This window comes from Bacillus cereus, assembly GCF_025917685.1.
In the GTDB taxonomy this organism is placed as follows: Bacteria; Bacillota; Bacilli; order Bacillales; family Bacillaceae_G; genus Bacillus_A; species Bacillus_A cereus_AT.
This window is the reverse complement of the sequence record NZ_CP089518.1, coordinates 602185-617505: the sequence shown is the minus strand read 5'-3', so window position 1 is coordinate 617505 and position 15321 is coordinate 602185. Positions and strand designations below refer to the sequence as shown.

The window sequence follows — 15321 nt, the reverse complement described above, 5'->3', positions numbered from 1 at the left end:
CCTATACTTTTCATTCTAAATCCTTATCCAAAGAATTCGCCCTATAAAATACGAGTATCATTAAAAAGAATTCTTCAGTATCCACCTTCACTATAAAGCACCTTTTTTGAAAGCGCAAACATTTATTTTTCTATATATCCTTTTTATTAAAGTTTATATAATAAAAAATTCATTCTTCTACTTTCTTTATTTCAACTCGCTTAATTTGATGCATATCCTTTTCAAGAACTTTAAAAGAAAAGCCGTGTTTCTCAATAATGTCCCCCTCAGCAACGATTTGATTTTGTACCATAAACCACCCACCAATTGTATCAACATCAGCAGCGACCAAATGTATGCCAAATAAATCATTTACTTCGCTAATAAGCACTTTTCCCTCTACAATTTTACACACTTCACTTATATGCTCTATTGGTGGATGTTCATCTTCATCGTATTCATCTCGGATTTCTCCAACAATTTCTTCTAAAATATCTTCTAATGTAACGATCCCTGCTGTGCCACCATATTCATCATATAATACAGCTAATGGAATGCGCTTTCTTTGCATTTGCAATAGTAAATCATGGATTGGGATATTTTCTAATACTTCAATAACTGGACGTGTATATGGTGTAATCGAACACTCTTCATCTCGATTACCATCCATATAACGAATAAATAAGTCCTTTACATTAACCATCCCAATAATTTCATCTTTATCTTCGCCAAATACTGGATATCTCGTATATTTTTCTTGTGCAATTACTTTAATATGTGTCTCAAACGGCTCATCTTCATATAAACCAACAACTTCAGTACGAGGTACCATGATTTCCTTTGCTACCCTATTATCAAATTCAAAGATGTTATTTACATATTTAAATTCAGCTTGATTAATCTCGCCACTCTCATAACTCTCAGACAAGATTAATCTTAGTTCCTCCTCAGAATGTGCAACTTCATGTTCAGAAGCGGGATGTAAGCCAAATAAGCCTGTCACAAATCGTGCAGAGCCATTTAAAGCCCAAATAAATGGATACATAACTCGGTAAAAATAAATAAGGGGCTTTGATAATAATAAGCTAACTTGCTCTGCTTTTTGGATTGCAAAAGTCTTTGGAGCGAGTTCACCAATTACAACATGTAAAAACGTAATAACTGCAAATGCAATAATAAATGAAACTGTACTTGCAATTGCAGGAGATAAATCTAATTTTAAAAACAGTGGTTCGAGTAAATGCTTAATCGTCGGCTCTCCTAACCACCCGAGTCCTAAAGCAGTAATCGTAATTCCTAACTGACATGCCGATAAATACTCATCTAAATTTGAAGTTACCTTTTTGGCTGCCAATGCGCCTCGTCTTTTTTCACTAACGAGTTGATCAATACGACTGCTACGCACCTTTATAATTGCAAACTCTACAGCTACAAAAAAACCTGTTAGTGCAATCAGAACAGCTACCATCAATAATTTTAAAATATCCACATATGTTCTTTAGCTTTTCTTAGCTAAAGTTACACCTCCTTTAAAAAAGAAGTTTCACTTTAGTTTCTTCATTTACTTGAAAGCAACCCTATATAAAATTCACCAATTTTCAGTCCTCATACAATTCTAATGGCAAACCATCAGGATCTTGAAAAAAGACGAATTTTTTTCCCGTTATCTCGTCAACACGTATCGATTCCGTCTCAACATCACATCGGTTTAAATGTTTAACAGCTTCTTCTATATCAGTAACGGCAAAAGCTAAATGTCTAAGCCCAGCAGCCTCTGGAAAGCTTTGGCGGTTTGGCGGACTTGGAAATGAAAATAATTCAATTTGATACTCTTCTCCTACACATAAATCTAACTTATAAGAATTTCGTTCCTTTCTGTATACTTCATTTATCACTTTGAAACCTAATATTCGTGTATAAAAATCCTTTGACACTTCATAATTTGAACTAATAATTGCAACGTGATGTACTCTACATATATTCATGATTCCTCTATTCCTCTCTTTACCAAACATGCATATTCTCCTTTTAAATGAAAAACATATATAGCAGAATATCTCTTTTAGGGGGCCTATTATGAAATTTATCACTTTTTTCGTTGGACTTATCGTTGTTTTTTTCCTTGCCTACATTGCTAGCAACAATAAAAAACATATTAAATTTAAACCAATTTTTATCATGCTTATTATACAGTTAATTTTAACTTATTTATTATTAAATACAGCAATTGGCCTCGTACTTATTACGATAATTTCCAATCTGTTTACGAGGCTACTTGAGTATGCTGCCAGTGGAATAAATTTTGTATTTGGGGGTCTTGCAAATAAAGGAGAAATGCCATTTTTCCTTAACGTATTATTACCGATTGTTTTCATCTCAGTCTTAATTGGTATATTACAACATTTCAAAATACTACCATTCTTTATTCATTGGATTGGTTTCTTTCTTAGTAAAATAAACGGTCTTGGTAAATTAGAATCTTACAACGCCATCGCTTCCGCTATTGTCGGCCAATCAGAAGTTTTTATTACGGTAAAAAAACAATTAGCCCAAATTCCAAAACATCGACTTTATACACTTTGCGCCTCTGCTATGTCAACAGTATCTATGTCCATTGTCGGTGCCTATATGACAATGATCGAACCAAAATATGTAGTAACCGCACTCGTTCTCAATTTATTTAGCGGTTTTATTATCGTACTCATTATTAACCCTTACGACGTTAACGATGATGAAGACATTTTGGAAATCAAAGGGGAAAAACAAAGTTTCTTTGAAATGCTTGGAGAATACATTCTTGATGGTTTTCGCGTAGCAATTGTCGTCGGTGCTATGCTCATTGGATTCGTCGCATTAATTAGTTGTATTAATGACCTATTCCTCATTATATTTGGAGTTACTTTCCAGCAAATAATAGGCTATGTATTCGCCCCTATTGCATTTCTTATCGGCGTACCAAGTTCTGAAATTGTCACAGCTGGTAGCATTATGGCAACGAAGCTTGTAACAAATGAATTTGTAGCAATGATGGATCTTAGTAAAATTTCCAGCACTCTCTCTATCCGTACAGTTGGTATTATTTCTGTCTTCCTCGTTTCTTTTGCTAACTTTTCTTCCATTGGAATTATTTCTGGTGCGGTAAAAGGGTTAAACGAAGAGCAAGGAAATGTCGTTGCCCGCTTCGGTCTAAAATTGCTATACGGCGCTACTCTTGTTAGTATTTTATCTGCGATTATTGTAAGTATTATGTTGTAATTAGGTAAAATTTTATCATTTTCTTATCCCTATCTTTTGTATACAATAACGAATAGATGTCTTATAAATAATCAAGACATCTATTTTTTATACATGTACAATCGCTTTTATTTAGCGTAAAATATTTTTTATGTGTTTTAAATACACCTAGATGTATACACTTGGATAGTTTTAAAGGAGAAAAAATGATGAAATCCGACACAAACAACAATATGCGAGCCAAAAAAGGACGCTCAAAGAAAACACGCCTACTTTGGTTCCTTCTTATTCCATTACTAATTGTAGCACTTGGAGCAGGAGGTTACTCCTTCCATATATACAGTAAAGCAAAATCCGTCTTAAGCAACGCCTATTCTGAACTCGGCCGAGGAGATAAATCCAGCAAACGTGAAAAAGCTGTTAAACCTATGACTGACAATATTTCTGTTCTTATCATGGGTGTTGATGAAAGTGATATTAGGGAAAAAGATTACGGAAAAGCAACCCGTACAGATGCTTTATTACTTGCAACAATTAATAAAAATGATAAATCCGTTAAACTTGTCAGCATTCCACGTGATTCACGCGTCTACATTAAATCACGTGATAAATACGATAAAATTACACATGCGCACGTATTCGGTGGTGTAGACAGCACGATTGATACAGTAGAGAACTTTTTAGACGTTCCAGTTGACTACTATGTAAAATTCAACTTTAAATCCTTTATCAAAATCGTTGATTCCCTTGGTGGTATTACTGTCGATGTTCCGGTTGAGTTTACAGAACAAAATAGTAAAGACGAAGCAAATGCAATTCATCTTAAAAAAGGACGTCAACATTTAAACGGAGAAGAGGCACTTGCACTAGCTAGAACTCGTCATATCGATAGCGATTATATGCGCGGTCAACGACAACAACTTGTTTTAGAAGCTATTGCCGAAAAAGCACTATCTCTTAATTCTATTAATAAAATCGGTGGTCTACTAGATGCTGTCGATAATGATTTAAAAACAAATTTAACTTTTGATGATATGATGACAATTGCAAAAAATTCAATGGATTCAAGTTTAAAAATGGACAAATTTCAAGTGGAAGGTACAGATAAATATATAGATGGTATTTATTATTACGTTCCAAACGAAAAAAGCGTCAATAATATATCGACAACACTTCAAGAACATCTCGGTGTTACGAATAAAAATGAGCATAAAAAATTATAATAAAAAGGCTGCTAGATTTTTCTAGACAGCCTTTTTATTATAATTTCCAACAAATTTTTATGCATATTGTGACAAAAAGAGACAATTATTACAACAGTGTAACATTTTTTATAAAAATATTACACACACAATGAAAATAATAGTATACTAGGACTTACATACTGTTATTTTCATCATTTTTATACAAAAAATGTAATACATATATTTATACACAAATTTCTGGGGGGAAATAAATGAAGCTAAGTAAAATACTGATCGGTTCTGCAATTGCAGGGGGCATATTACTTTGTGTAGGCGGTATTGGTGGATATCAATATGTATCCAAATTAAATAATCAATTAAATAACACCGCATTACCAAATACTACGTTTGAAGGTATTTCTCTTGATGGAAAAAATAAAGCAGATATTCAAGCAATTATTAATCAAAAAATAAATGAATTAGATCAAAAATCCCTTACCTACATATTCCAAGATGATAAACAAACTTACATATGGAAAGATTTAGGTATAAATTATAAAGAGAAAGATATTGTAAACAAAATCTTTAAAGAACAAGAAGGAAACGTAATGAGTCGTTACAAAATGCGGAAGCAAGCTGAAAACGATGAATTAAAACGTGACTATAAATTGACACCACAATTAAATACAACAGCTTATGAAACCTTTATAAAAGATAAATATAATGAAACATTAAAAAATCCTGTTAATGCAGAATTAAGTGTTGAAGGCTCTACTGTAAATGTTAGTCAAAGTCAAAACGGAGAAAAAATTGATAAAGGCAAACTAAGCAATTTAACAAACGAAGCTATTACTACTGGTAAATCAGATGTTACATTACCTGTTACATTAATAAAACCAGAACGTTCTACAGAAGATATACAGAAAATGGGGATTAAAGAAGTAATTGCTGAGTACTCTACTCCAATGGCTGGCCGTAATGGTAATCAATCCTTTAACGTAAACAAATCAGCTAATACTTTAAGTGGAGTTATTGTAGCACCTGATGAAACGTTTAGTTTTAATGGCCGTGTTGGTGTAACTGATGCTGCACATGGTTATAAATCTGCAGCAGTATATTCACAAGGCAAAGTTATACAAAGTGCAGGCGGAGGCGTTTGCCAAGTCAGTAGTACTTTATATAGCGCAGCTTTAAGAGCAGATTTAGGAATTGTTTCTCGAAGTAATCATTCTATGCCCGTAAATTATTTACCACTTGGGCAAGATGCAGCAGTGGCAGATTATGGTCCGGACTTACAATTTAAAAACAATACAGGTAATCATATTTATATTCAAGCATTTTCAAATGGAGGTAGTATTACTACACGCATTTTCGGTACAAATACTGGTAAAAATGTTGAAGTTTCTTCTCAAGTAATTAGTAGAACTGATGATAAAATAACAGCGGTTACGTATAAAAAAGTAACACAAAATGGTGAAGTACTATCAAATGGACAAATTTCAAAAAGCGTATATAAAAGTGCCCCAAAACAATGAGATACTATCAAACGGACAAATTTCAAAAAGCATAAAGAAAAAGGCGTGATCTACTCACGCCTTTTTCTTTTGCAGTAATAGTAAAAAAGTTTCAAGATGATCCTTCGTTTCTTCTAAAGACCATATACGATTCCCTTGCTTCGCAGCTAATACGCACGCTTCTTCCCACGCGTTCTTTTTCTTCATATATATTAATTCATCGCGTAATTTCAAAACAATTTCTTCATCTTCTTGCTCTATAAACTCTTCCATCACGCTTACTATTTCATCCTCATGAATACTTAACGTACAGTATGATTTAAGAAAGTATTGTAATGTCGTATGCATATGTACTCCCCCTTCTTATTTGTCAGATGGATAAGAAGTAATAATCTTATATCCTAAATCTCCTGACTTATCTCTCGCTAAAACAGTAACGGTTTTTACTAACTTGTCTTTTACATTCATATTTTTCTTTATTACCGTTTTCCCAACCGGGAATGAATGAGTTGTATTTAATACGAGACGAGTCTCTTTAGAATTTTTTAACCAATCTTGAATTTCTTTATCATGTTGCTTCAAACTATCTTTCACAGCTTTCGTCGCTGTTTCTTTATCATAGTATGTACTTGCCGCTGATACTTTATCTGTCTTCAAACGATTCTTCAAATCCTCTTCTGATTTGCCTACATGCCTTTCAATCGTATGACCATTTTTAGGTGGACCTTCCATTTCATCTAAAATATTATCACTAATTTTTTCTACTGACGTACCTTGATTCCCTGTTTGTTTCTCTGTTTTTTGTTCTTTTCCTGCACATCCACTTAAGATCAGCATTAGTGCCAATAAACTACTCAAGAAAAGACTGCTTATCCGTTTCATCATATCACCTCTTCCATGATTATTATCGTAACTTCATTAAAAGTCAATTTCACAACGAAAAAACACATACATTTTTTAAATCCTTCAGCTATTTTGCTATATTTACCACTCTATTTTCATCAAATCACTGTTTTTCCCCTTTTTAAATATATACCCCATTATTTTAAAAATTATTTCCCGAATATATATACCAATCGTAATCGTCGTAAAACCCTTTTATTCAAAGGATTTATACACATTTTATAAAACCTTAAAAATATACCCCTATTTTTATATACCCAATACCTATATAAGGTATAAAACACCTTCTCTATCAACGTTTTTCTACATTATGTAAATTTGCACTTGCCTATACAATGGAAATATGGTGTAATGCAAAAAAAGATAAAGGATTTTAAACAATGGCTGAAACAATTCAAAACTTCTTAACAGACTATTATTCCATCGCAATTCCACTTAGTATCTTAATCAACATCATCATTAGTCTTTTAGGTTTTATCCCTAGTATTTTTTTGACCGCCATTAATATACAGCTCTTTGATGTAACGAATGGCACAATCATTTCGATCGCAGGCGAGGCATTAGGGGCTATTATCTCGTTTTATATTTATCGCATAGGCCTTCAAAAGTTCACTCACGATAAAGTGAATAAGCACCCAAAGGTAGAGCGTCTTCTTTATGTAGAAGGCAGAGAGGCCTTTCTACTCGTTTTATCGTTTCGATTGATACCTTTCATCCCATCAAGTATCGTTACTTTATTTGCAGCTCTAGGAAAAATGTCATTACTCTCTTTCAGTATTGCCAGCACAATAGGTAAAATACCGGCCTTATTGATTGAAGTATATTCGGCATACCAAGTTATGAACGGAACAAATGAAGCGAAGTGGATTGTAACAATCGCAGGTTGCATTGGATTGCTTTATTTGTGGAAAAAATGGAGAAAAAAATAAAGAAGGAGCATAGGCTCCTTCTTTATTTTTGAAGTATTTTATTAATAACTTCCCTTAAAGCCTTAATTTACACCCACAGCACTAAATGATTGCTTAACTGCTGTTACTTCAGCAGAATTCGCACCGTATAAATCAGCTGCAGCTTGTACTGCACCAGCACGAGCTTGGCTAAATGTAGTAGATTGCGTGAAATATTGTGTGTTTGCACGGTAATAAATTGCACCTAGCTTATCTTTACCGATACCAGTTACAGTTACACCAGAATGCGTACCGCCATTTGCTAATAAATAAGCTTGTTTGTTAATAATACCACTGTTTGTATGAACTCCACCGTTATCACTTGAACCAGTGTAACGCTTAGAATAATGGTCTGGGTCACCGTATTTCGTTGGATCACTCATAGAGCGAAGCGCGTCTCCTGCTTTACCAGGCGTGTAAATATCCTCACCAATTTCCCAATCTGGGTTACGGTTATCATAGAATTCTACTAAAGTACCAAAGATATCAGAAATCGCTTCATTTAGCGCTCCTGATTCATTTTGATAAATTAGATTCGAGCTATTTTCCGTAACAGCATGCGTTAATTCGTGACCAATTACATCAATACCGCCAGATAATGAAGTGAATGTTACACCATCACCATCTCCGTATACCATTTGCGAACCGTTCCAGAATGCATTATTATACTTGCTTCCATAATGCACAGTTGATTTTAATGGCGCACCCGCATCATTAATTGAGTTACGATTAAATGTATTCTTATAGTAATCATACGTTATACCCGCATAGTAATGAGCATCAACTGCCGCCGCATCATACGCTGCATTAAATACATTATCAGCATCTGCCCATAATGTTCCTGGTAATGTTGAACGGTTTTTCGCATCATATGTGAAAATCGTTGCTCCGCGCGTATTATCTTGTAAATAATAAGATGATCCAGATAGCGTTGTATTAAGTGACTTCGTATCACCTAACACTCCAATACCTGTTCCCACTTTATTCGTTCCTGTTACAGGCTTTACAACTGCTTTAGCATCCTGTTTAGGAGCATCTTGTTTAACCGGCGAATTATCATCATTTGTCACATGATCAATTGTATTGTATTTATTTAATACTTTACCGCTTTCTGCCTCAATGAAATAATAATAGTTTCCTGGACTTGGATCTAAAAAGTTTAAATTCACAACATATGCGTACGTTGTCTCTTCACCATTTTGATATACGTATAAGTCCGCTTTTGGTTCCACTTCATACTTAGGTGTTACTCCTAAATCTTGTTGCGCGATTTCAATTGCTTTTGCGCCTTCAATCTTATTTTTATTTTTCAGCTTTTCCTTCTTGTCTAAATCAGGCGCAACTGTTCCAGACAATACTTTTAAAGAACCATCTTTACTTACGTGAGCTACTTGAGTAGATCCCCATACAGGTACTCCCTCGTAAACTTGTTGCATACGTACTACTGTTGAATCAGTTACAGTATCTTTTTTCACTTGTTTCACTTTAAAAGAATCTTGCGCACTCTTTTCCCCTAGCTTATAATCACCCTTTGCCGCGTTTAAGTAATCAAACACAACAGATTCCGCTTTCTTACCAGTCGCTCCAGTTAGATCACCAGAAATAAACTCAGGTGACTTTACCGTCTCATTGTACTTCTTCGTAGAGAGCACATTTTTAGAATCCGCAAATGCAGAGCCTGTCCCTCCGAACGCAGTAACTGCCATTCCTGCCGCTAAAACTAATGCTAAACTCTTCTTTTTCATATAACCTTCCCCCTAATAAAAAATTTTTTTGAAAAAGAGTAATTTCATATTAGCATTATGTTTTCACTATTAATATACTAAAAATTCAATTAATTAATTTCTCAAGTTTTGTAGAATTTTAGGGAGCAAATATTGAGAAACCCCTTTCCTGTTGGAAAGGGGTTTCCTTATTATGAATTAATTTGTTGAACTGTTTTAGCTTCTTGACCAAGAGTATCTGGTTTCCAAGCATACTGAATATCCAACACTACTGCTGCAATTGCCACAACAACAAATGTTCCTGCGATTAATTTTTTCATACTATCCCCCCTCTCTATTCTTCTAATAAGTTAATCGCTAATTTATAATAGCGATTACTTTCTTTAAAATCCAAACATTCTTCTAAGTATTCGGCTAATTCTAAGTATACTTTCTTTAAATCCTTTATATTTTCCTCTACCTTAAAGAAAGGAACTACTTCTGTTTCTAAAAACTTTTTATAGACGTCCCTTTTTTCAAAATACTTATATCGTAAATTTAATAATAAATATAGCATTCCTTTGTATCTATCATCTTTTCTTGCCGCAGAAACACCTTTTTCAATCCATTCTGCAGCTTCCTCAAGCTCTCCTAATTGAATACACTGTAACGAGAGCTCATACATAGCATCAATATAATTCATATCTTCTTCTTTTTTGTATTTCAAGCATTCTAAATAATATTCTTTCGCCTTCAAATAATCTTTTTGACGATAGTGTAAATAACCTATATTATTTAGAGCAATCGACATAATATTATCTTTATCTGCAAAAGAATTCGCTTCCCTCAAGATATGATTATAAATTTCCATCGCTTCATTATACTGTTTTTTTCTAGTGTAGCTAAATGCAATCAAAAATTGACAATTTATTATATTTCTAAACTTATATTCACTCTTAAAACCTTCCAATGCAACATTAGCAAAGTATAACGTCATATGGTCTATTTCCATCTGACTATATGTCAGTGCTAAATTATAATATATTCCTGTTTCATAATATCCTAACTCTTTAGCCATAGTTTCTGTTTTTAGTAAGTAATCTAAAGCTTGCGTATATTTGTATTGCACAGAGTATAATAGTGCTCTACTATACGTATAAAGCATTTTTTGAAATGGTGAATATTTCTTATACACCTTTTTTAATCTATCCAACTCTTCTTCAAGAGCTGGTAGATCTCGTTTCATCATTAAATACCGCGTATAAAGCAGTTTATAATAATTTATAATTTCAAAATCTAAAACATGCTGCATTTCACCTTGCAACTCTTCATATATGCGTTCTACTTGTTGCTTGTCCAAATGAACTAATGCATTCAACCACTCGTCCAACTTCACCTTCACATCTTCTTCTACATCTCTCAAATCCGTCACGGCAATCTCTAATCTTGTGCAGAGCAATTGTAGAATCTCTTCTGATGCTTCTATCTTTCCATTTTCGATCTTACTTAAGTATGAGACAGAACAAATGCCCTGACATAATTCTTCTTGTGTCATTTTTTGCTGTAGCCGTTTATAAAAAACTTGCTTGCCTATTTTTTCTAATGTTTGTTGCATTGTCCTCCTCCATTCTCATTACCCCCATTACTCTAATAATACATAAAATCTAGAGAAATATAAATTGATAAATGTAAATTTTCTAAAAAATATGCATTATTTCATTTTTTTCTCTCTTGACTTCACTCCCTATTACTTCTTTGCTACGCAAGGGGAAAAATTGGTATACTATAACCAAATTACGGAGGTGTTTTCGCAATGAATCATTATAAAGACGATAGTTACGCCTTACATACAGATTTATATCAAATCAACATGGCTTATACATATTGGAAAGATGGTATTCATAATCGCCGTTCTGTTTTTGATTTATACTTTCGAAAGCTTCCATTCGAAAACGGCTATGCTGTTTTTGCTGGTCTTGAGAAAATTGTAGAGTACATAGAAAATTTCAGTTTTACCGAAAGTGACATCGCTTATTTAGCAGAGCTGCAATTCGAAGAAGACTTCCTTCATTATTTACAAAACATGAAATTTACTGGAACGATTCGTAGTATGCAAGAAGGTGAAGTTGTTTTTAATAATGAGCCTTTATTACGGGTTGATGCGCCACTCGGTGAGGCACAAATAATTGAAACCGCCCTCTTAAATATTGTAAATTACCAAACATTAATTGCTACAAAAGCTGCACGTATGAAGCACGCTGCAAATAATGATGAGCTTTTAGAGTTCGGTACAAGACGCGCTCATGAGTTTGATGCTGCCCTTTGGGGAACACGAGCTGCCTTTATTGGTGGTTTCTCATCTACCAGCAACGTTCGTGCTGGAAAACGCTTCGGGATACCTGTAGCTGGCACACATGCTCACTCTTTCGTTCAAGCGTATCGCGATGAATATGTCGCGTTTAAAAAATACGCTGAAACTCATAAAAAATGTGTCTTTCTCGTTGATACATATGACACATTAAAATCTGGTGTTCCAAATGCGATTCGTGTCGCAAAAGAATTTGGAGATCGTATTGATTTCTATGGCATTCGTCTTGATAGTGGCGATATGGCTTATTTGTCTAAAAAGGCAAGAATATTACTAGATGAGGCTGGATTTACAAATACAAAAATTATTGCTTCTAGCGATTTAGATGAATACACAATTATGCACCTTAAATCTCAAGGAGCAAAAATTGACGTATGGGGTGTTGGAACAAAATTAATTACATCCTTTGAGCAACCAGCATTAGGGGCTGTTTACAAACTAGTTGCGATTGAAGATACTGACGGGAAATTAAATGACACGATTAAAATTTCATCTAATCCTGAAAAGATTACAACTCCAGGGCTTAAACGAATTTATCGCATAGTCAACAGGGTTAATAATCATGCTGAAGGCGATTATATTGCGTTAGATTCTGAAGAGCCCGAAAAAGAAAAACGCTTAAAAATGTTCCACCCCGTTCACACATATATAAGTAAATTCGTAACAAACTTTGAAGCACGTGAACTGCATAAAGACATTTTCGTTAACGGTGAAAGAACATATGAACTACCAAGTATATTAGATATTCAAAAATATAACGAACAGAGTCTCGCTCTATTTTGGGAAGAATACATGCGAACTTTAAACCCCGAAGAGTATCCTGTCGATTTAAGCCAAGAGTGCTGGGATCATAAAATGAATTATATTCAAACTGTTCGCGAACAAGTTGAAAAAAACATACAAAAATAAACAGAGAAGTTTCCTCCTTCTCTGTTTTTTCAATACTATATGGATATTTGTAAAAAATATATTAAAATAACATGGCGAATATTTTTTATTTGTAAAATTCAATATTACGTTATTCAAAACTAAAATAATATTTGATATTATTTTATTGAGTCAATTTCAACAAAATAACCGATAAAAAAGAGGACGCGGGTTGCATCCTCTTTTTTATAAATCTTTCACTCGTAGTACACGCATTGCATTTAAAACTGCAAGTAATGTCACACCAACATCTGAGAAGACCGCTTCCCACATTGTTGCAATACCAAAGGCACCAAGTAATAAAACTAGCCCTTTTACACCTAATGCAAATATAATATTTTGCCATACAATACTACGTGTACGTTTTGCAATTTTCACAGCTGTCGCGATTTTTGAAGGCTCATCGGTCATAATGACGATGTCAGCAGCTTCAATTGCTGCATCTGATCCTAAACCGCCCATCGCAATACCAACGTCCGCTCGTGCTAATACTGGCGTATCGTTAATACCATCACCAACGAATGCAATCTTTTCTTTACCGTGTTTTGCTGCATCAATTTTTTCGATTTCTTCTACTTTTTGGTGTGGTAATAATTCGGCATGCACTTCATCTAAACCTAATTCTTTACCAACAGCTTCACCAACTGATTTTGCATCACCAGTTAACATGACTGTCTTCTTAATACCTAGTTCTTTTAACTTTTGAATTGCTTGTTTTGAATCCTCTTTTACCTCATCAGAGATAACAATATAACCTGCATATTTACCATCTACAGCAACATGAACGAGTGTACCTACTGTATTTGGTTGCTTAAATGTAATGTTTTCTTTTCTCATTAATTTAGCATTACCTGCGAAAATTTCTTTTCCTTGTACCTTTACAACCGTACCATGACCTGAAATTTCACTATAGTCTTCAATACTATTTTCATCGATTGATTTTCCATATGCATTTCGAATAGATTGTGCAATCGGATGATTAGAATATACTTCTGCAAATGCTGCATATTCTAATAGCTCTTCAGCTGTAGTACCTTCACTAGGCTCCATCTTCGTAACTTTAAAGACACCTTTTGTTAATGTTCCTGTTTTATCAAAAACGATATATTTCACATCATTCAATGCTTCTAAATAGTTACTTCCTTTTACTAAAATACCACTTTTAGATGCCCCACCAATACCTCCAAAGAACCCAAGAGGAATCGATACAACGAGTGCACATGGACAAGAGATTACTAAGAACACTAAAGCTCTATAAATCCAATCGGAGAATGTAGCACCCTCTAAAATAAGTGGTGGAATAAATGCCATAATCGCTGCTGTTATAACTACGACTGGAGTATAATAACGCGCAAACTTCGTAATAAAGTTTTCTGTTGGCGCTTTTTTGCTACTTGCATTTTGTACTAAATCTAAGATTTTTGATACAGTAGATTCACCAAATTCTTTTGTAACTTCAATTGTTAATACACCATTTTGGTTTACAAAACCACTTAATACGTCATTACCAACTTCTACTTCACGCGGTACGGATTCACCTGTTAACGCTGAAGTATCCATCATTGATGTTCCCTCAACTACTTTCCCGTCTAACGGTACTTTTTCACCTGGTTTCACGATAATATACTCACCAATTTGCACATCTTCTGGTGATACTTGTTTCGTTTCATTTCCAACTTTCACATTTGCATAATCAGGACGAATATCCATTAATGAAGTAATTGATTTTCGAGAGCGATTTACCGCAATACTTTGGAATAGTTCCCCTACTTGATAAAATAGCATTACCGCAACTGCTTCTGGATATTGTTGAATCGCGAAAGCTCCTAAAGTTGCAATTGCCATTAAAAAGTTTTCATCAAACACTTGGCCGCGAGTGATGTTTCTTACCGCTCTCCAAACGATATCTCCACCTATTAATAAATAAGCAAGAACGAATAATGGAATTGTTATCATTTGCGGTAATCCGGCTAATGCAGCAATTCCTGTCAAAATTCCGCCGCCTACTAATCTTCCTATCATTTTTTTCACATTTCCATCACCATGATCATGGCCATGGTCGTGTCCTTTTTCCTCTTCACGAACAACTTTTACATCTGGCTCTAACTTTTGAACAACATTTTTTATATCTTGCACAGTCGATTCAAGTTCTCTTTTATTCGCAACTTCTACTCTTAATTTCTTTGATACGAAATCAACAGTCGCTTCTGAAACTGTTGACATTTCCTTTACCTTATTTTCAATCTTCATTGCACAGTTCGCACAGTCTAAACCTTCTAATATAAATACTTCTTTCGCCGCTTTTGTTTTTTTCTCTTCTTGTACCTTAATATGCGGCTCCAATTTTGTAACGAGCTGCTTCGCTTCTGTAACAACTTGATTTTCTTTATTTTGTGGTGTTTCTAAAAGCATCGTCTTAGTTGCAAAGTTTACAGAACAAGATGTTACTCCCTCTATATTCCCAACACCCTTTTCAATTTTCATTGCACAATTCGCACAATCTAAGCCTTCTAGCATAAGTTTCTTTTTCACTAATGCTTCTGCCATCGTTCTCCCTCCTCG

Annotated in this window: 13 protein-coding genes; 5 read left to right on the top strand and 8 right to left on the bottom strand. The window is 34.2% G+C overall.

All coding sequences use genetic code 11. The features are described from left to right. Nucleotides 1–169: 169 nt before the first annotated feature. Nucleotides 170–1468 carry a hemolysin family protein gene (locus LUS72_RS03110; RefSeq protein WP_097832829.1) on the bottom strand — a complete coding sequence of 433 codons (1299 nt, stop codon included), beginning with the start codon at nt 1466–1468 and terminating at the stop codon, nt 170–172. A 109-nt stretch (nt 1469–1577) separates the two neighbouring features. After that, complete coding sequence (locus tag LUS72_RS03105) at nt 1578–1964, bottom strand: SMU1112c/YaeR family gloxylase I-like metalloprotein (RefSeq protein ID WP_097832916.1); 387 nt, start codon at nt 1962–1964, stop codon at nt 1578–1580. A 91-nt stretch (nt 1965–2055) separates the two neighbouring features. On the opposite strand from LUS72_RS03105, the gene LUS72_RS03100 reads away from it, so the two are divergent. The 3 genes from LUS72_RS03100 (at nt 2056) to LUS72_RS03090 (ending at nt 5932) form a co-directional block, all read left to right on the top strand. Beyond that, nucleotides 2056–3234 (top strand): NupC/NupG family nucleoside CNT transporter, encoded by a 1179-nt coding sequence (locus LUS72_RS03100; protein ID WP_097832828.1) that lies wholly within the window; start codon nt 2056–2058, stop codon nt 3232–3234. 185 nt (nt 3235–3419) lie between these two features. Beyond that, nucleotides 3420–4436 (top strand): LCP family protein, encoded by a 1017-nt coding sequence (locus LUS72_RS03095; RefSeq protein WP_141533278.1) that lies wholly within the window; start codon nt 3420–3422, stop codon nt 4434–4436. 233 nt (nt 4437–4669) lie between these two features. Further along, on the top strand, nt 4670–5932 hold the full coding sequence (locus tag LUS72_RS03090) for a VanW family protein (protein WP_097832826.1): 1263 nt from the start codon (nt 4670–4672) through the stop codon (nt 5930–5932). A gap of 54 nt (nt 5933–5986) precedes the next feature. Here LUS72_RS03090 and LUS72_RS03085 read toward each other — a convergent pair whose 3' ends face one another. Then, nucleotides 5987–6259, bottom strand: coding sequence for a hypothetical protein (locus LUS72_RS03085; protein WP_097832825.1), 273 nt, complete (start codon nt 6257–6259; stop codon nt 5987–5989). 15 nt (nt 6260–6274) lie between these two features. After that, nucleotides 6275–6793 carry an RNase A-like domain-containing lipoprotein gene (locus LUS72_RS03080; RefSeq protein WP_141533277.1) on the bottom strand — a complete coding sequence of 173 codons (519 nt, stop codon included), beginning with the start codon at nt 6791–6793 and terminating at the stop codon, nt 6275–6277. A 401-nt stretch (nt 6794–7194) separates the two neighbouring features. Here LUS72_RS03080 and LUS72_RS03075 point away from each other — a divergent pair, with 401 nt between their 5' ends. After that, a complete protein-coding gene (locus tag LUS72_RS03075) occupies nt 7195–7743 on the top strand; it encodes a TVP38/TMEM64 family protein (protein WP_097832823.1) in 549 nt (182 codons plus the stop codon). A 62-nt stretch (nt 7744–7805) separates the two neighbouring features. Here the strand turns inward: LUS72_RS03075 and LUS72_RS03070 are convergent, their stop codons facing one another. The 3 genes from LUS72_RS03070 to LUS72_RS03060 form a co-directional block, all read right to left on the bottom strand. Next, entirely contained in the window at nt 7806–9506 is a 1701-nt protein-coding gene (locus tag LUS72_RS03070; protein WP_097832822.1) for a M4 family metallopeptidase, read from the bottom strand. Nucleotides 9507–9676: 170 nt separating this feature from the next. Continuing rightward, nucleotides 9677–9805 (bottom strand): NprX family peptide pheromone, encoded by a 129-nt coding sequence (locus tag LUS72_RS03065; RefSeq protein WP_002204499.1) that lies wholly within the window; start codon nt 9803–9805, stop codon nt 9677–9679. A 14-nt stretch (nt 9806–9819) separates the two neighbouring features. Next, complete coding sequence (locus tag LUS72_RS03060; RefSeq protein WP_097832821.1) at nt 9820–11079, bottom strand: tetratricopeptide repeat protein; 1260 nt, start codon at nt 11077–11079, stop codon at nt 9820–9822. A gap of 198 nt (nt 11080–11277) precedes the next feature. On the opposite strand from LUS72_RS03060, the gene LUS72_RS03055 reads away from it, so the two are divergent. Then, nucleotides 11278–12741 carry a nicotinate phosphoribosyltransferase gene (locus LUS72_RS03055; RefSeq protein ID WP_097832820.1) on the top strand — a complete coding sequence of 488 codons (1464 nt, stop codon included), beginning with the start codon at nt 11278–11280 and terminating at the stop codon, nt 12739–12741. A gap of 204 nt (nt 12742–12945) precedes the next feature. Here the strand turns inward: LUS72_RS03055 and LUS72_RS03050 are convergent, their stop codons facing one another. Continuing rightward, nucleotides 12946–15306, bottom strand: coding sequence for a heavy metal translocating P-type ATPase (locus LUS72_RS03050; protein ID WP_097832819.1), 2361 nt, complete (start codon nt 15304–15306; stop codon nt 12946–12948). Nucleotides 15307–15321: the final 15 nt, after the last annotated feature.